The sequence below is a fragment of the Pseudoclavibacter sp. JAI123 genome (genome assembly GCF_013409665.1).
Taxonomy (GTDB): Bacteria; Actinomycetota; Actinomycetes; order Actinomycetales; family Microbacteriaceae; genus Pseudoclavibacter.
This window is the reverse complement of record NZ_JACCCM010000001.1, coordinates 471815-489118: the sequence shown is the minus strand read 5'-3', so window position 1 is coordinate 489118 and position 17304 is coordinate 471815. Positions and strand designations below refer to the sequence as shown.

General features: G+C 67.6%; 18 protein-coding genes. 13 read left to right on the top strand and 5 right to left on the bottom strand.

What is annotated here, in order from left to right:
- Window positions 1–98: 98 nt before the first annotated feature.
- The 3 genes from HDC34_RS02400 to HDC34_RS02390 all read left to right on the top strand — a co-directional run bounded on the left by HDC34_RS02400 (window position 99) and on the right by HDC34_RS02390 (window position 3054).
- On the top strand, window positions 99–1589 hold the full coding sequence (locus HDC34_RS02400; protein WP_179555694.1) for an MFS transporter: 1491 nt from the start codon (window positions 99–101) through the stop codon (window positions 1587–1589).
- On the top strand, window positions 1586–2251 hold the full coding sequence (locus tag HDC34_RS02395) for a VOC family protein (protein WP_179555693.1): 666 nt from the start codon (window positions 1586–1588) through the stop codon (window positions 2249–2251). Before HDC34_RS02400 ends, HDC34_RS02395 begins: the two co-directional genes overlap by 4 nt.
- Before the next feature lie 137 nt (window positions 2252–2388).
- Entirely contained in the window at window positions 2389–3054 is a 666-nt protein-coding gene (locus HDC34_RS02390) for a hypothetical protein (protein WP_179555692.1), read from the top strand.
- An 18-nt stretch (window positions 3055–3072) separates the two neighbouring features.
- On the opposite strand, the gene HDC34_RS02385 is transcribed toward HDC34_RS02390, so the two are convergent.
- Window positions 3073–3534, bottom strand: coding sequence for a VOC family protein (locus tag HDC34_RS02385; RefSeq protein ID WP_179555691.1), 462 nt, complete (start codon window positions 3532–3534; stop codon window positions 3073–3075).
- A 108-nt stretch (window positions 3535–3642) separates the two neighbouring features.
- On the opposite strand from HDC34_RS02385, the gene HDC34_RS02380 reads away from it, so the two are divergent.
- The 7 genes from HDC34_RS02380 (at window position 3643) to HDC34_RS02350 (ending at window position 9927) form a co-directional block, all read left to right on the top strand.
- The gene (locus HDC34_RS02380) at window positions 3643–4641 is read left to right on the top strand and encodes a YafY family protein (protein WP_179555690.1); all 999 of its coding nucleotides are present in this window, start codon (window positions 3643–3645) and stop codon (window positions 4639–4641) included.
- A 35-nt stretch (window positions 4642–4676) separates the two neighbouring features.
- The gene (locus HDC34_RS02375) at window positions 4677–5276 is read left to right on the top strand and encodes an NAD(P)H-dependent oxidoreductase (protein WP_179555689.1); all 600 of its coding nucleotides are present in this window, start codon (window positions 4677–4679) and stop codon (window positions 5274–5276) included.
- Between the two features lie 23 nt (window positions 5277–5299).
- A complete protein-coding gene (locus HDC34_RS02370; RefSeq protein ID WP_179555688.1) occupies window positions 5300–5572 on the top strand; it encodes a DUF1905 domain-containing protein in 273 nt (90 codons plus the stop codon).
- 208 nt (window positions 5573–5780) lie between these two features.
- A complete protein-coding gene (locus HDC34_RS02365) occupies window positions 5781–7211 on the top strand; it encodes a DUF2130 domain-containing protein (RefSeq protein ID WP_179555687.1) in 1431 nt (476 codons plus the stop codon).
- A 67-nt stretch (window positions 7212–7278) separates the two neighbouring features.
- Window positions 7279–8466: an ATP/GTP-binding protein gene (locus HDC34_RS02360; RefSeq protein ID WP_179555686.1), complete on the top strand. Its 1188-nt coding sequence runs from the start codon at window positions 7279–7281 to the stop codon at window positions 8464–8466.
- Entirely contained in the window at window positions 8463–8810 is a 348-nt protein-coding gene (locus HDC34_RS02355; protein ID WP_179555685.1) for a hypothetical protein, read from the top strand. The genes HDC34_RS02360 and HDC34_RS02355 overlap by 4 nt, the downstream gene beginning before the upstream one ends.
- Window positions 8811–8862: 52 nt before the next feature.
- Window positions 8863–9927, top strand: a complete 1065-nt coding sequence (locus tag HDC34_RS02350) for a hypothetical protein (RefSeq protein WP_179555684.1) — start codon at window positions 8863–8865, stop codon at window positions 9925–9927.
- A gap of 191 nt (window positions 9928–10118) precedes the next feature.
- Here HDC34_RS02350 and HDC34_RS02345 read toward each other — a convergent pair whose 3' ends face one another.
- The 3 genes from HDC34_RS02345 to HDC34_RS02335 all read right to left on the bottom strand — a co-directional run bounded on the left by HDC34_RS02345 (window position 10119) and on the right by HDC34_RS02335 (window position 13267).
- Entirely contained in the window at window positions 10119–10952 is an 834-nt protein-coding gene (locus HDC34_RS02345) for a hypothetical protein (RefSeq protein WP_179555683.1), read from the bottom strand.
- 462 nt (window positions 10953–11414) lie between these two features.
- Entirely contained in the window at window positions 11415–11837 is a 423-nt protein-coding gene (locus HDC34_RS02340; RefSeq protein WP_258068327.1) for a cupin domain-containing protein, read from the bottom strand.
- Window positions 11834–13267 carry an FAD-binding oxidoreductase gene (locus HDC34_RS02335; protein ID WP_179555682.1) on the bottom strand — a complete coding sequence of 478 codons (1434 nt, stop codon included), beginning with the start codon at window positions 13265–13267 and terminating at the stop codon, window positions 11834–11836. The genes HDC34_RS02340 and HDC34_RS02335 overlap by 4 nt, the downstream gene beginning before the upstream one ends.
- Before the next feature lie 217 nt (window positions 13268–13484).
- Here HDC34_RS02335 and HDC34_RS02330 point away from each other — a divergent pair, with 217 nt between their 5' ends.
- Entirely contained in the window at window positions 13485–14141 is a 657-nt protein-coding gene (locus HDC34_RS02330; protein ID WP_179555681.1) for a DUF937 domain-containing protein, read from the top strand.
- 169 nt (window positions 14142–14310) lie between these two features.
- A complete protein-coding gene (locus HDC34_RS02325) occupies window positions 14311–15300 on the top strand; it encodes a hypothetical protein (RefSeq protein ID WP_179555680.1) in 990 nt (329 codons plus the stop codon).
- Between the two features lie 77 nt (window positions 15301–15377).
- Here the strand turns inward: HDC34_RS02325 and HDC34_RS02320 are convergent, their stop codons facing one another.
- The gene (locus tag HDC34_RS02320) at window positions 15378–15710 is read right to left on the bottom strand and encodes a nuclear transport factor 2 family protein (protein WP_104313078.1); all 333 of its coding nucleotides are present in this window, start codon (window positions 15708–15710) and stop codon (window positions 15378–15380) included.
- 203 nt (window positions 15711–15913) lie between these two features.
- Between HDC34_RS02320 and ectB the strand changes: the two genes are divergently transcribed.
- Window positions 15914–17239 (top strand): diaminobutyrate--2-oxoglutarate transaminase, encoded by a 1326-nt coding sequence (gene ectB / locus HDC34_RS02315; RefSeq protein ID WP_179555679.1) that lies wholly within the window; start codon window positions 15914–15916, stop codon window positions 17237–17239.
- The last annotated feature ends 65 nt before the right edge of the window (window positions 17240–17304 follow it).

The window sequence follows — 17304 nt, the reverse complement described above, 5'->3', positions numbered from 1 at the left end:
CTGTAAACCTCAGTCCTGCAACCATCACCCGAACCGCTTCCGAATGTCGGCGGCCAGGTGAATGATGAGATCACCGATTCACGAGACCAGGAACACTCATGACCGACCAGCCGACCCCGCCCGCTCTCCCGCACCAGGACGTGCCGACGCTCGCGACGCTCCGCAGCTTCTACCAGGTGCTCGTCAACACGCTCATCGCCAACGTCACGACGAGCTACCTGTGGTTCGCGCTCACGTTCTGGGCCTACCTCGAGACCGGCTCTGTGCTCGCGACCTCCATCATCGGCGGCAGCTACATGCTGCTCGTCGCCGTCTTCGGCATGATCTTCGGCGCGATCGTCGACCATCTGAAGAAGAAGGCCGTCATGCTCATCTCGAGCGCGGTCACCCTCATCACCTACCTCCTCGCTGGAGTCCTCTATCTGAGCTTCCCCGAAGAGACGCTGGTCGACTGGAACGGCATCTGGTTCTGGCTCTTCGCGGGCGTCATCCTCGTCGGCGGCGTGGTCGAGAACCTGCGCAATATCGCCCTCTCGACGACGGTCACGCTGCTCGTGCCCGCCGATCGCCGAGACAAGGCCAACGGCCTCGTCGGCACAGTGCAGGGAATCGCCTTCATGGTCACGAGCGTGTTCTCGGGGCTCTCGGTCGGACTCCTGGGCATGGGGCCGACCGTGTTCATCGCCATCGTCGCGACTGCCGTTGCGTTCGCGCATCTCCTGTTCGTGTCGATCCCCGAGCGCGGCATCGCGCACGACCCTGCTGCCGGAGCCGCGAAGGTCAACTTCCGCGGCGCCATCCCCGCGGTCATGCTCGTGCCCGGCCTGCTTGCGCTCATCCTCTTCACAACGCTCAACAACCTCGTCGGCGGCGTCTTCATGGCGCTCATGGACCCGTACGGTCTGACTCTCTTCTCCGTTGAGATGTGGGGCGTCTGGCTCGGCGTCACGAGCGTCGGCTTCATCGTGGGCGGTGGTCTCGTCGCGAAGTTCGGGCTCGGCAAGAACCCGGTCCGCACGCTGCTGCTCGTGAACATCGGCGTCGCGCTCCTCGGGGCGGCCTTCACGATCCGCGAGTACGGCTGGCTGTTCATCGTCGGCATGTTCCTGTTCATGGCGATCATGCCCATCGCGGAGGCCGCCGAGCAGACCGTCATCCAGCGGGTGGTTCCGTTCGAGAAGCAAGGTCGGGTGTTCGGCTTCGCGGCGACCGTGGAGTCGGCGTCGACGCCGATCAGCGCGTTCATGATCGGCCCGATCGCCGAGTTCTGGCTCATCCCCTTCATGGAGACCCGCGAGGGTCAGGAGTCGCTCGGCTGGCTGCTCGGCGAAGGGGACGCTCGCGGCATCGCCCTGGTCTTCCTGATCGCGAGCATCCTGCTGCTTGGACTGGTGATCGTCGCGTTCGCGTCACCGCAGTACCGGCTCCTGTCGAAGTCGTACGCGGAGACCCAGCCGCCGAACTCGGAGGCCGCCGAGTCGAAGGCGACGGCAGAAGTTGGCAATGCGGCTGCGGTGCCCACCTCTCCTGAGCCGTCCGAGACTTCAGGGGGCGCTTCTCGGGTCGGTCGACGAGAATCGCGGCCATGAGCGATCGAGTCTCACCTAGCGAGTTCCGCCAAGCCGACGGCACCGGAGATTGGCGGGTCGTCGGCGACGGCGCCCGCGCGAACTTCCGGACCGGGGACTTCTCGAAGGGGGCCGCGTTCGTCGCCGAGATCGCCCGGGCTGCCGACGACGCGAACCATCACCCGGACGTCGACCTCCGCTACGGCTCCGTCATGGTGCGCCTCATCAGCCACGACGTCGGCGACCTCAGCGAACGCGACATCACCCTCGCGGCACGCATCTCCGAGATCGCTCGTGGGCTGGGCATCGAGGCGTCCCCGGACACGGTGCAGAGCATCCAGATCGCGATCGATGTGGTGGATCTCGACGCTGTGCTCCCCTTCTGGGAGGCGGTCCTCGCCTACGAGCGGCGAGGTGGTGAAGACCTGGCCGACCCTATCGCCGTCGGCCCCAACGTCTGGCTCCAGCAGATCGACGCGCCCCGCACCGAGCGGAACACGATGCACGTCGACGTCTACGTGCCGCGCGACCAGGTCGATGCGCGCCTCGAAGCGGCCCTCGCCGCCGGAGGGCGGGTCGTCAACGACGCCTCCGCCCCCGAGTACTGGACGCTCGCCGATCCCGAAGGCAACGAGGTCGACCTCGCCCCGTGGCGCGACGACAGCGCCTGGAAACCCGAGTAGCCGACGCGTCGCAGCCGAACGCAGTGCAACCGCGAGTTCAGCTGCAAGACGCCCCGAGACACCGACCGTTTCGCTCGCACCGCCGCTCACCTACGTTGGCCCGAACCCGACCAGAGCCAGCGATGTGAGGAGTCCAGATGTCCGCGCTACCCAAACCCACCGCACTGATGTCGACGGGCCCCCTTCGACTGGTCGAGACGGGCGAGCAAGCTGACGCGCGGCGGCCGCTGAAGGGCGGGGCTGACGCGCAGCTCCTCGCGGAACTCCGGGCGCTTCGCCGCGAGAACGCTGACCTCGCCGACAGACTGCAGGACTCAGAAAACCGGCTCCGCGGGACGCAGAAGAAGCTCCGCAGCATCCAGAAGATGCGCGACGAGGCAACACCGACCATCGACTTCGCCGATGCCGAAGAGTGGGTGCGTCACCACGTCCACCTCGGCTGGCTCGAGAACTACTCCGCCAGCGACCGGGCCGCACATCCGCTGGGTGACTACCTCGTCGGCGCGACGTTCGCCGAGTCGGTCAAGGCCCTGGCTCCGCAGCTGCAGGCGAAGGTGTGGCGGGCCGCCGTCGACGTCGTCACCCGGCGCGGGCGTCACCTCCACTCTCGGGAGGCGCATCCGCTCCGCAGCGGCACCGGGGCGCGCGCCTCCGAAGTCGTCAGGGCGGCGGACGACGCGAGATGCTTCCGCTACTCCATCGGCTTCAAGGCAGCCGGCGCCAGGCGCTTGCACGCCTGGCACCTCCGCGACGGCCGCATTGAGCTCTGCCGCGTCGTCACGCACGGCGACATGTCACCGTGAGCCTGCCCCGGTGCTGACTCAGGCGGCCACGGCCACGTCGAGCACCCAGGTGACCCCGAACCGGTCGCGCAGCATCCCGAACCCTGCCGACCAGGCGGATGCGGCCAGTGGTTCGATGACGGTGGCCCCGGCCGACAGCGCTTCCCAGTAGCCCGTGACCTCGTCGAGGGTCTCGCCGCTCGCCGCGAGGAAGAACGGCGCGCTCGTGACGGTGGTGCCCTGCTCGCGCCGCGTCTCCCCCGCAGCGCCGGCGAGCCCCTCACCTGGCTGGCCCAGGGTGTCGTAGGCAAGCACACGGAAGCCGTTCGGCGCATCCACTCGCCCGAACACGACGTTGGATGCACCCGGCAGCTCGGCCGGCATCCCCAACTGCGCGTAGGTGGCGATGGAGACCTCGCCGCCGAAGACCTCGGCGTAGAACTCGAGCGCGGCCCTGGCCGTCCCGGTGAAGTTGAGGTGGGTTGTCGTGGTGATGCTCATGGTGTTCCCGCTTCCTTGGTGATGTGCTGGCCGCGGCACCTGCCGCTGCGGTGAGCCTCCCAGCAGTAGAGGACGCGTTCGGTCCGCTACTGCTGGGAGACTGGGCGCATGACCTCGGCTACCTCCTCGCGCATCCTGACGCTGCTGTCGCTGTTGCAGACTCGGCGCGACTGGTCGGGGCAGGAGCTCGCCGACCGCCTCGACGTGACGCCGCGCACGGTCCGCCGCGACATCGACCGGTTGCGCGAGCTCGAGTACCGGATCGAGGCGTGGAAGGGGCCGGCAGGCGGGTATCGCCTTGCCGCGGGTTCTGAGCTGCCACCACTGCGGTTCGATGACGAGCAGGCCGTCGCGATCGCCGTGGCCCTGCGGGGCGCGCCAGCTCTGGGCGTCGACATCGACGAGGCGGCAGCGCGGGCCCTCCAGACGGTGCGGCAGGTCATGCCGTCGCGGCTGCGGCATCGGGTCGACGGCATCCGGTTCACCGGGTCAGCGGCTGCGATGGTCGAGATGCGCGTGGACCCTGACGTCCTCGAGATCGTGAGCACGGCGACCCACGATCGCCTCGTTCTCCGGTTCGACTACACCGCGGCGCCGACCGAATCATCCGCCCCAACCGCCGTCTCGACACCGCCCGCCCCTCGCCGGGTCGAACCTCACGCGGTCATCGCGCGCGGCGGGCGCTGGTACCTGGTGGCCTGGAAGCTCGACAGCGCCGAGTGGCGCGTGTACCGCCTCGACCGCATCACCCCCAAGGAACCCCTCGGGGCGCAGTTCGAGGAACGCAGCATCCCGACCGGTGACGCGCGCACGTTCCTCGAAGCCCGATTCAAGGGGGCGAGCGACGCCAACGAGTGGCCGTGCACGGGCGACGTGCTGCTGCGTGTGCCCGCATTCGAAGCGGCGAGCTGGTTGCCGGATGCGACGGTCGCCGAAGTGGACGAGGCTTACTGCCTGGTCCGGCTGGGCTCGTGGTCGTGGACCGGCCTGCTGGCCTTGATCGCGAGGTTCGACGCCGACTTCGACGTGGTCGGGCCTCCGGAGCTGGCCGAGGCCGCCGCCGCTCTTGCCGCGCGATTCGCCGCGGCCGCCGACGGTGCTCCCTGAGCGCGGCTCCAAGGTCGCCCGCGCAGACTCTCCTGGTGCCTACTCTCATCGTCACCGCGCATCCGGATCAAGATTCCCTGACTCACACGGCGGCGCAGCAGCTGCGCGAACGCCTCGAAGCGGAGGGCGTCGAGGTCGACGTGGCCCACCTCGCGCAGGAGGGCTTCGACCCGCGCTTCTCGGCAAACGACCGGGCCGACTACAAGGGCGGTTCGATCACTGGGCCCGACGTGCTCGCGGAGCAGGCTCGCCTCGACCGCGCCACGGATGTCGTGCTCGTGTTCCCCGTCTTCTGGTGGTCGATGCCCGCGCTGCTGAAGGGGTGGATCGACCGCGTCTTCATCGCCGGCTGGGCGTTCGAGCTCGGCGAAAACGACCGGGTCGTGCCGAAGCTGGGTCATCTGACCGCGCACCTGCTGCCCGTGTCCGGCTTCTCGGAGGCTTCGTTCGCGCGGCACGGATATGAGGAGTCCTTCAGCACGCAGATCGAGCACGGGGTCTTCGACTACTGCGGCATGCCCCGAGGGGCGAAGGCGTTCATCCGCGAGTCGGAAGACCCGGATGCGGCAAAGGCCGGTCTCGAGGCTGCGGTCGCGCAGGTCGCAGCCGCGGTCACGACCCCTCGCGGCGACTGAGGCAACGCCGCTACGCTCGCCTCATGACTGACAAGCTCGTCTTCACCGGTGAAATCATCAACCCCGAGTGGATGCCCTCGTGGTCCGTCATCGAGGTGTCCGGCTCGAAGGACTTCTTCGGGACGGGCAAGTCGGTGAAGGCCGACACGACCGTCGACGGCGTCGTCGTGACGTCGGCGCTCATGCCGACGGGTCAGGGCGACCACTTCATCTCGGTCAGCGCTGCGCTGCGGAAGAAGCTGAAGAAGAACGTCGGCGACAGCGTCGATGTGGTGATCGGGCGCTTGAACGCCTGATGGCGAGAGGGGGATGCTCGGGTCGATCTGCTCGGGGCACCCTGCTGCACATTTTCGCTCACGAGCTCGTCCAGTGTCGGCCCACACGAATACGCTTGCGCTGGACACATCCTGCCGCTGACCGTCGGCCCGCCGTCGTCGACAGGTCCGGCCGTCGGCTGGCGAGGAGTGCAGCAGAGAACCGATTCACGTCGACCTAGGGAATCCCATGCACGAGATCACCTGCCCCCACTGCCACAAGGCCTTCACGATCGATGAGGCCGGCTACGCGGACATCCTGAAGCAGGTGCGGGACGGCGAGTTCGAGAAGGACCTCCACGAGCGGCTCGAGCTGGCCGAGGCGGCGAAGCGCGCCGAGATCGAGCTGGCGCAGGCGAAGGTCGCGCAGGAGTTCGAGGCGGCCGCGGCGAAGCGGAACATCGAGCTGCAGGAGCTGAAGGCGAAGCTCGAGGCCGGCGAGGTCACGCGGCGGCTCGCCGTCAGCGAGGCGCTGCAGTCGGTGGAGAAGGAGCGCGACACGCTCGCGAACGAGCTCGAGCAGGCCCGCCACGACAAGATCGCCGCAGAGGAACTCGCGGCGGCCAAGCGCGTGAGCGACCTGCAGAAGGCTGCAGCCGAGCGGGAAGCCGAGGTTCAGGCGCTCAAGTCGAAGCTCGACAGCCTCGAGATCACGCAGAAGCTCGCCGTCAACGAAGCCGTCGGGAAGGTCGAGAAGGAACGCGACGAGCTGAAGGGCACCCTCGAGCGGGCCGCCCTGGAACGGCAGCTCGTCGAGACGTCGCTGAAGGACAAGTACGAGACGCAGCTCCGCGACCGCGACGACGCCATCGAGCGCCTCAAGGACATGAAGGCTCGCCTCTCCACGAAGATGCTCGGCGAGACCCTCGAGCAGCACTGCGAGACCGTCTTCAACCAGATCCGCGCCACCGCGTTCCCGACGGCCTACTTCGAGAAGGACAACGACGCTCGCACCGGAAGCAAGGGCGACTACATCTTCCGCGACTCGGACGCGGGCGGCACCGAGATCACCTCGATCATGTTCGAGATGAAGAACGAGGCCGATACGACGGCCACGAAGAAGAAGAACGAGGACTTCCTCAAGGAGCTCGACAAGGACCGGCAGGAGAAGGGCTGCGAGTACGCCGTCCTCGTCACGCTCCTCGAGCCCGACAGCGAGCTCTACAACTCCGGCATCGTCGACGTCTCGCACCGCTTCCCGAAGATGTACGTCATCCGGCCGCAATTCTTCATCCCCATGATCACGCTGCTCCGCAACGGGTCCATGAACGCACTCAAGTACAAGACCGAGCTGGCGTCCGTGAAGGCGCAGAACGTCGACATCACCGACTTCGAGGAGCGCCTCGATGAGTTCCAGAACGCGTTCGGACGCAACTACGAGCTCGCCTCTCGCCGGTTCGGGGAGGCCATCGACGAGATCGACAAGGCCATCGTGCGACTCCAGAAGGTGAAGGATGCGCTGCTCGGATCCGAACGCAACCTGCGCCTCGCCAACGACAAGGCGCAGGACGTGACCATCAAGAAGCTCACCCGCGGCAACCCCACCATGGCGCGCAAGTTCGCCGAGCTCGCGAGCGGCGACGCCGAGCGCTCACAGGACGACGACTCCGCGAGCGCATAGGCTCCCGCGCAGCACATCCGCCAGCACCGGCGGATGGTCGAACACCCCACCGGCAGGAGACGTGCCCATGGCAACGGCGAAGAGCAGAACCCGTGAGCAGCACATCGCAGTGTTCGGCGGCAGCGGCAGCGGCAAGACCGTGCTCGTCTCGTCTTTCTACGGCCCCACGCAGGAGCCGCAGTTCGCGAAGGAGAACCTCTACGAGGTCGTCGCCGACGACACCGGGCAGAGCGACAAGCTGTACCAGAGCTACCTCGGCATGAAGAACGCCGCGAAGGTGCCCGCATCCACCCGCTTCACGCACACCGCGTACTCGTTCCTGGTGAGGCCAAAGGCCTGGTCGGAGGAACGCGCGAAGAACTCGAAGCCGTTCGACGCACTCCGCCTCGTGTGGCACGACTACCCCGGCGAATGGTTCGAGGAGTCCGCGGAGGGCGAGGAGGAGAGCCGCAGGCGCGTCGAGACGTTCACGGCGCTCCTGAGCTCTGATGTCGCGCTCCTGCTCGTCGACGGTCAGCTGCTCCGCGACAATGAGGGCTCAGAAGAGCTGTACCTGAAGTCGCTGCTGACGAACATCCGCTCCGAACTGCTCCGTCTGAAGCCCGAGCTCCTGAAGAACGGCAAGCCCCTCGCGCAGTTCCCTCGCATCTGGGTGCTCGCTCTTTCGAAGTCCGACCTTCTTCCCCAGATGGATGCGCACGCTTTCAAAGCGCTGCTCGTCGAGAAGGTCAGCGACGAGCTCGATCAGCTGCGTCAGGAGCTTCGCGGTTTCGTTCAGGCGCCGGAGGCGATGTCGTTCGCCGAGGACTTCATCCTGCTGTCCTCCGCGAAGTTCGAGCCGGGCAAGATCGAGGTGACGGAGCGCGTCGGCGTCGACGCCGTCCTCCCACTCGCCGCGATCCTGCCCTTCGAACGCCATGTCAGCTGGGCGAAGAAGCTCCACGATGGCGGGAAGGTCGCGGAGAAGATCTTCAGCAAGGCGGGCGGGATGGCCGGCCTCGCCGCGATGGGGGCCCTGTTCGTCGTCAAGAAGATCAAGCTGCCTGGCCCCCTCGGACTCATTGCGGGGTTCGCGGCGTCACTCGTCTCGAAGGACTCCATCGAGCGGGGAGCGGCACTCGCCGGCGAGAAGCTCAAGACCGTCAACGCGGAAGCGCTCGCCAAGCACGACTACCTGACCGCGATGCTCACCCGCTTCAAACTCGACCTCGAAGAGGCAGAACGCAAGGGGATCCTCGTCAGGAGCAAGAAGTGAAGCTCATCTGGGCGACTCGAGGGCGCACGTGGGGGCACCGGTTCCTCCTCGACGGCGGTTTCGCGGACCCGCTCCCCGAATACGACAGAGCCTTCGCGCATCTCGGCGATGACTCGGAGCTCTGGCACCTCGGCGATGACAGGGCGGCGCTGCGCTTCCCTGACCCGGAAGGGCGCACAGACCGCGCCGGCAGGCCCATCACTCACGAGTTCGTGGTGTTCGCACCCGAGCTGCACGAGATCTCGTCCGTTGCCACCGGACTCTCCCTGATCTGGGCCCAGCCGATCGTCTCGGCCCGATTCGCCGACGTCTGGGATCTGCCGAAACCTCCGGCGCGTTCCTGAGCCGCGAGCAGACCGCCCCGACCCTGAACTCCGAAGAGACGCGAGGACCCCCATGAACCACCACACTCTGGAGCCAGAAGCCACGGGAACCGTCGGCGACGGCGCCGTATGGACGCAGGACGCATCCGGGTCGAGGACCCAGACGGATCCGCTCCGGTGCGAGTTCGCGGGCTGGCTCGGGGACGAGCTCGTCGGCGTCCATCCGGACTTCATCGTGGCCGGTTCACTCGCCGATGCACTGCGCGCTTCCGACTTCTCGGGGTTCGAGTTGCGCGAGGCGGTCGTCACGACGTCGCCGGAGTTCGTCTCCTACGCCGGCGGTCTCCCGGAGCGTTGGGAGCGGCTCGAGCCGACCGGCCGCGCAGATGGGAACGACGACTTCGCCCAGCGGGACGGGATGCTGCTGGTCAGCGAACGCGCCCTCGCGCTCCTCAACGAACACCGCCTGGTCGAAGCGCAGCTCGTGCCCGCCGAAGAGACCCCCGAAGCATCGCGGTTCGCGCATCACCGCGACGCGGCACGAGCCGCCGCCCGGCTTCGCGAGCGCGCCGGCCAGGAGGCCGAGGCTGACGAGGATGCCCTGGAAGTCGCTCGTCTCACCGCACTCGTCGACGCGCTCGACGCAACCGCATCCACACCGCCGAAAATGCGCGTCAACGGCGACGCGAAGCGCACGGTGGCGGGAGACCTCACCCTGGCCGCGGCCGCGCTCGGAAAGAAGATCGAGGATCCGGCGGCCCTCGCTCTCCTCGGACTCATCGACGGCCCCATCGAGATCAACCGCTCTGGCGCTTACCAGTGCGCCTACCGGAACGCCGACCGCTCCCTGATCGTGGGGATGAAGGGAGGCGCCGTGAAATGCGTCGAATTTACCTTCCACCCGCACCGCAACGCCCCGGAAGCCAACTACCCGCGCACGGCGCACCTCATCGAGGGCATCGACCCGTTCACCCGCGACGGAGTCCTGGAGCACCTCGGGGAGCCCAAGGAGGTCCTGCCCCCGGACGACGGAGAGCGAAGCCGCGACGAGTATCGCATCGGACGACAGCGCATGATGCTGTACTGGAAAGGGCAGGACTACTCGCCGCGGACGGTGATGGTCGGCCGCAAGGGCTGAGGGCCTTCACCTTCGTCGGACTCGACGACGCGCAAGGGAATTGCCCGCCTCAGAAGCTCCCATGAACGGAATGCAGCACCGCGTGCTACGCGCGTCCCAGCAAGGATCTGAGCTGTGGAAGGCCGAGTTGACCACAAGAGCGCAAACTCCGCGTCCGATCCGACGGCAGCTGACGTTTGAACATCCAGCTCTTATGAGGCAAGACCCCCACCCATCCCCGACCTCCGCAACGCCGCGCGCACCTGCTCGACAAAACGCGTTGGCGTGGGCAAGAGTTGCGATGTGGTCGCCCGGATCGCGAACCAGTCGATCTCCTGCAGACGGTTCACGCGCCCGATGTCCTTGCGCCATTGGCGCTTGTCAGTGCGGTGGTGGTCCCCCTCATACTCGATGGCGATCTTCTGAGCCCGATACGCGAGGTCGACACGCCCCACGAACTCCGACCCGTTCCAGACCTCGACGCCGACCTCCGGTTCCGGAAGCCCGCCAGCGACGACCACCAGCCGCGTCCAGGTCTCCATGGGTGATTCGACGCCTGAACGAACCCGTGCAACGGCCGCACGCAAGGAGGCCCCACCGACACCGTTGCCCCAGGTTCGCGCGATCTCCTCGAGCTCCTCCAGCGTCGCGAGGGGCGGCGCCGTCCGCGCTCCCTCCGGTGGCTCCTCGGGCCGCACGATGCCCTCATAGTTCGTGGATGTGGCGACGAGGGCATCCCCCAGCACGACCAACTCGTTGACGTCGAGGTGGCGGGCGCAGGTTGCCCAGGTCAGCGCGGGCGACGCGACAGGTGCGCCGCGCAGCTCGCGAGCATCCCACAGCGACGCCCTGATGCTTCGCGACTTGACCCCCAGACCGGCGGGCCGGTTCCTCCCAGCCGGCACGAGGAGGTACACGGTCGAGTCGCGGTCAAGTCGGCGGGGCACGGGCAGACCCCAGATTCTCGCCGCTGTCAGCCCGCCGAGCACACAGCGGTCCTTGATCCTCGGCACGAAGGCGCGTGCGATCTCAAGAGGAGACCGCACTGCCCCTCGCACCCGCACGCCGCGGTGAGGTTTGGAGAATTCGGGGCCGTTCAGTTCCTGCCGTGTCAGGCCCGCGCGCAGCCCATCCCTGAACGCGAGGGGTTCGTTCGCCCACTCCGGAGAGCATCTCCTCAGGCTCAGACATGGGCCAAGGGTAGAGGGATGCAGAGCTTGTCTTCCGAGATATCCACAGCCCGAAGGTGCGTTGAAAGTGACACCCAAGGTCGTGGCAGCCCGTCCCGGTGGATCATCCTGATGGGTTTCGCCGAGTCGTGATGGGAATCCCCCCATCGCGAGTCAGATAAACCCATCAATGTGAAGGGCCGACGAGCCCTGCGCCAGACTTCGGTGGGTTTTGCCGACCGGTGGTGGGTAGCGCCCCATCACGAGTCGGAGGAACCCATCAAAGTGGGCGCAGGCAACGAGCCCATCCACTCGTACCGAGCCCGGGCTGCAGCCGACCTACTCCCCGCCCTCCACGACGTACAGCTTGCGTAGGGGCGCTCCGGTGACGGTCCACCGGGTGCGCATCCCTTCGCCGAGCCGCACGATGGAACCCGGTTCGAGGTCGATCGACGGCAGCTCGGGCTCGAGGAACTCGACGGTCGCCGTTCCGCCGATCACGAGGAACACCTCGTCGGCTTCGACGTCGAGCATCGACCCGGCCGACATCTCCCACAGCCCGAACTCCGTGCCCGCGAAGGCGCCGAGCTCGTGCGCCGCGGTCGTCGGCTCGCCGCTCACCTTCTGCCATCCCTCGACGGGTTCGTGTGACAGGGATGCGCCCCGCGCGTGCACGACCGATCCGGGCTGCATCCCGGTCACACCACCGGCACCGGTCACGGCAGCGGCCTCATCGGCTGCGCTCTCACCGCCCGCGCTCACGAGTCGAACCCCAGGCCGACCGCGTCCATCGTCTTCAGCCACAGCCCGCGTTTGCCTTCGTTGCGGTCGGCGCGCGCCATCTCGGCGAGCGACACCTTCGCACCGATCGACGCGAACGGCTCCGGCGGGAACGGCAGCGGCTTCTTCTTCACGAAGTCCATGCGCGTGCGCTCCGTCTCCTCGCCGCTGAGCAGGTCGAGCAGCACGTTCGCCGCGTACCTCGTCGCGCCGACGCCGAGCCCCGTGAAGCCCGCCGCGTGCGCGACCCTGCCGTCGAACTCCGTGTCGAAGAAGGAGAAGAACCGCGTGCAGGTGTCGATGACGCCGCCCCACTTGTGCGAAAAGCCGAGACCCTCGAGCTGCGGGTAGGTGGCGATGAAGTGCGCCGCGAGCTTCTCGAACGTCTCGGGGCGCTGGTCGTACTCCTGCTTGATGCGGCCGCCGTAGTTGTAGACGGCGTCGTACCCGCCGTAGAGGATGCGGGTGCGGCCGTCGGCGTCCGTGACGAGCCGCGAGTAGTGGAAGCGATTGTTGAGGTCAGTGATGCCCTGCCTCCGCTTCCAGCCGATCGATTCGAGCTGCTCGTCGCTCAACGGGTTCGTCATGAGCACGTAGTCGTAGACGGGCACCGTGTAGAAGCGGTCGCGCTTGATGAGCGCCGGGAAGGCGTTCGTGCCGAGTGCCACCCGCTGCGCATAGATGCTCCCCTCGTCGGTGGTCACCGTGATGCCGCCGCCGTCTGCCTCGAGCGACCTGACGGGAGTGTTCTCGAAGATCGCGACGCCCATGCCGAGCACCACGCGCCGCAGCTCCCACACGAGCTTCGCGGGGTTCACGAGGGCGGTGCCCTCGCGTTCGTAGTTCGCGGCGAGGAACAGCGGGGAGGCGACTTCCTGCTGGAGCGTCTTCCTGTCGAGGAACTCGAGGCCGGAGTCGCCGACCGCCGCCTGCTCGAGCTCGGCGACCTGGTGGGGCTCGGTCGCGACGTTGAGCACGCCCGTCTCCTCGTAGTCGCAGTCCATCGAGTAGCGTTTGACGCTCTCCCCGATCTCGCGCAGGTTCTCGAGGCCGAGCGCTTCGAGCTTCGAGTACTCGTGCGGCAGCCGGTCCTTGCCGTTCGACTCCCCGTGGGTGAGGCTCGCCTCGCAGAACCCGCCGTTGCGGCCGGATGCGGCCCAGCCGACGCGCTGCCCTTCGAGCAGCATGATCTTCCGCTTTGGGTCGCGTTCCTTCGCGAGCAGCGCTGTCCACAGCCCCGTGTATCCGCCACCGACGATCACGAGGTCGGCAGTGTGGTTGCTTCGAAGCGGCGGCGACGCGGCGGGACGAGCCGGGTCGTCGAGCCAGTAGGTCGTCGGCTTCGCTCCGGCGAGAGACGCGGCAATGCGCTCCTCGCTGATCTCGGCTTCCGCTCGATCGAACGTGGTCATTGATGTCCTCCGGGTGGGGGTTGACGGCCATCTGCTGCTTCGTGTCTACCCTGCTTACCTACCGTTTGGGTGGACGCCGTGTCGGTTCGACGCACGACGCGTCGACGATCTGTCCGACAAGCTCAGCACGATCTGCGGCGAATGCACCACCCCCAGCGCTACCCTCGTGGTCACGCGACCCCATGATCGGTGTCGCGTCATCGAACAAGGGGAACCCATGACCGACATCAACGAACTGCTCAAGCTCATTCCAGTCGACGACATCGCCAACCAGCTCGGTGTCGACAAGCAGACCGCCCAGCAGGGGATCCAGACAGCGTTGCCGACCCTCATCGGCGGTCTCCAGGCGAACGCGGCCGATCCCGCGGGTGCCAAGTCGCTCGAGCACGCGCTCGAGAAGAAGGACACATCCCTCGTCGAGGGCCGCGTCTCGCTCGCCGACATCGACACCAACGACGGCGAGAAGATCGTCAAGAACGTCTTCGGCAGCAACACCGACCAGGTCGCGGCAGCCCTCGGCTCAGCACCGGGCGGCCAGACTTCGGGGCTCGTGCAGAAGCTGCTCCCGATCCTCGCGCCGATCGTGCTCGCGTGGCTCGCGAAGAAGTTCCTCGGCGGCCAGCAGGGCGCATCCACGACCGCGGGCTCGGGTTCGGGCGGCGGGCTCGAGGACCTTCTCGGCGGGATCCTGGGCGGTGGGTCCGGTTCCTCCGCAGGTTCCGCGAACGCGGGCGGCGGGGCGGGCGGCGGACTCGGTGACATCCTCGGGCAGGTGCTCGGCGGCGCGAGCGGTTCCAGCAAGCCAGCAGGTGGAGGACTCGGCGGAGGCCTGGGAGACATTCTCGGCGGGCTGCTCGGCGGCGGCAAGCGCTGACTCGTCGGGCAGCGGATGCGCGCGGGAGGGAGCGCGGGTCGAGCAGCACCGGCCTGCCCCTCCCCCGCATCCCGAAGCGCATCAGACGGCCGAGCACCCAGCGGATCTGACCGCCCCTACCGCCTCGTGAAATGAGCCCAGCATCTTCGACCCCGCCTCCGAGACCTTCGTGCGCGTCCTCGCTCTCGTGGTGTTCGCAATCGTCACCGCCGGCGCGATCGCGCTGCTCCTCACAAGATTGCCGATCTGGCCCAGCTCGCGACTGCTGCTCACGCCGCTCGCAGCGCAGCACCGCCTGACCCGCCTTGACGACGACAGTCGTGGCTGGGAGACGGCGTTCGCGGGCGAACTCGTGTGGCTCGCCCACCGCGGCGCGCTTCGCATCCACGAGGTAGCGGATGCGGGGGCCGCGCAGCGGATCGGAGACGCCGGCTACCGCGCCCCACGATCGACCGGATGGGAGATCGAGTGGCTCGGCGCGGACCCGCTTCTCCCTGGATGGTCCGGCGCCATCATCGACGCCTACTTCCCTGGCGGCAGGCGCGCCCGCGGCAACCGCGCGCGAGTGGACCGCACTGGCGGAGACGACTCCACCCGCCGCGCCGCCATGAAGTCCGCGGTGGTCGCCGAGCTCGACCGCGCCGGGGTCGACCGCACTGACCGCGACGGCTGGGTCTCGCGGCTGCTCGCCAGCCCGTACAGCCGGGCGTTCGCGGGACTGATCATCGTGCCGATCGGGCTGCTCCTGCTCACCCCGTGGCTCCCCGCATGGGCGGTTCCGATCTTCCTCGTCGCACTTGCCACGGTCATCGTGCTCACGTTCATCCGCCCACCGTTGCAGCGACGCTGGACGAAGCTCTGGGAGCGGTACCGGACCGAGAGCCAGCACCTGCACGAGCTCCCCCTCGACGAGCGCGGCACCGGGGCCACTCGAATCGTCTACCTCGACGCGTTCGCCGAGAACCTCGGCTTCGCAGACATCGTCGGATACGGGTCGTCAGAGGACATGGCGCGCGGCTACGCGCAGCAGGCCGACGCGTTGGTGCGCGAGGGATTGCTCGACGACATCCGTCCCGAGTGGCTGTCGACAGCCCGCGAACGGCTGACCGAGAAGCAGCTCACCGACCTCATCGACGGGTTCCTCTTCACCGTGCGCTGACGCCGCCGGTGGCCGGATGCTCGACGTGCGCGGACCCTCCGGCCCGCGCCGTCGGGGCGGGCCCGCGCATCCACACCCTAGCGGTGTGACGGGATACGGAACGTCTTCACCTTGTCGCCCTCGACCGTGACGAACGCACGCGACGTGCCATTGAAGCGGTTGCTGCGCCAGTCGAAGAACAGCTCGGTCGTGTCGTCCTCGGTGCTGGCGTCCTTGATCACCATCTGGGCGCTCTGCCCGATGGCGTCGCTCTGCGACCAGCTGCTGACACCCTCACGACCCTCGAGCACGCGACCCCAGTCGTCGACCGAGCCATCCTCGGCGAACGCTTCGACAAACGCCTGCTCGTCTCCGCTGTTGATCGCGTCGACAAGAGCCTGCACCGGTGCAGGCACTGTGAAATCAGTCATGGAACCCCCATCTCTCCGCGGGCGAAGGCCGCCCGAACGGCCACAATGTAGCAAGCCAGCCTCCGGATTCCCGGGCATGGCCGTAAGCTCGGAATCTCAGGATGCGCGGCAACCCGCCCTGCGCTTCCGCCCTCCGCCTCTTTCCAAGGCAAGCCCGGCTCGTCAAAAACAGGCCACGTCAACAAGCAGAAGGTGAATTGAGCATGAGCGACTTCTCGCCCCTTGAAGTATTCGACCGTCGCGAGTCAGAAGTCCGCGGATACATCCGCTCGTTCCCCGTGGTCTTCGACCGCGCGTCCGGCTCCACCCTGGTGACCGCGGACGGCGACGAGTACCTGGACTTCTTCGCCGGCGCCGGCGTGCTCAACTACGGGCACAACAACCCGCTCTTCACGAAGGCCCTCGTCGAGTACATCGAACACGGTGGCATCCTGCACGGGCTCGACATGGCGACATCTGCGAAGCGGGCCTTCATCGAGGCGTTCGAGCAGTACGTGCTCGAGCCCCGCGGCTACGACTACAAGATCCAGTTCACGGGCCCGACCGGCGCGAATGCCGTCGAAGCCGCCCTGAAGGTCGCCCGCCAGGCCACCGGCCGCACCAACGTGGTCGCGTTCACGAACGGCTTCCACGGCCTCAGCCTCGGCGCCGTCGCCGTCACCGGCAACAAGAAGTACCGCGACGCCGCGGGCACGACCCTCGGCGATGTCACCCGCCTCCCCTTCGAGGGCTACCTGGGCGACAAGCTCGACACGCTCGACCTGTTCGAGAAGATGCTCGACGACACCGGCAGCGGCCTCGACCTGCCCGCCGCTGTCATCGTCGAAGCCATCCAGGGCGAGGGCGGCATCAACGTCGCGAGCCCGGAGTGGCTGCGACGTCTCCGCAAGATCACCGAAGAGCGCGGCATCCTCCTCATCCTCGACGAGATCCAGGCTGGCATCGGGCGCAGCGGCTCCTTCTTCGCGTTCGAGGAGTCCGGCATCGTGCCCGACCTCGTCACCGTGTCGAAGTCGATCTCCGCATCCGGACTGCCCATGTCGCTGGTGCTGCTCCGCCCGGCGGTGGATGTGTGGAAGCCGGGCGCCCACACGGGCACCTTCCGCGGCAACAACCTCGCGTTCGTCACGGCGCGTGTCGCCCTCGAAGAGTACTGGGCCGACGACGCCTTCATGACGGCGGTCGCCGAGCGCTCCGCCGAGCTCCGCGCGGGCCTCGAGTCGATCGCCGCCGACTACCCGCAGCTCGACTTCAAGGTCCGCGGCCGCGGCCTCATGTACGGCATCGTCAGCCTCCGTGACCGCGACCTGCCGTCGCGCGTCTCCGCTGAGGCGTTCCAGCGCGGGCTCGTCATCGAGACCGCTGGCGCCTTCGAGGAAGTCCTGAAGTTCCTCCCCGCGCTCACGCTCACGAGCGAGGAGCTGCAGACGGGCCTCCGCATCGTGCGCGAAAGCCTCGACGCCGTCATCGCGGGCGACGACTCCGAGGCGGAGCACGCCGTCGAAGACCACGTCGCCTCGCACGCCTAGTCCTCCCGGCCGCGCAGCTCGACTGCCAGACGCATCCGCCCCACCCCGGTGGGGGACATTCACAC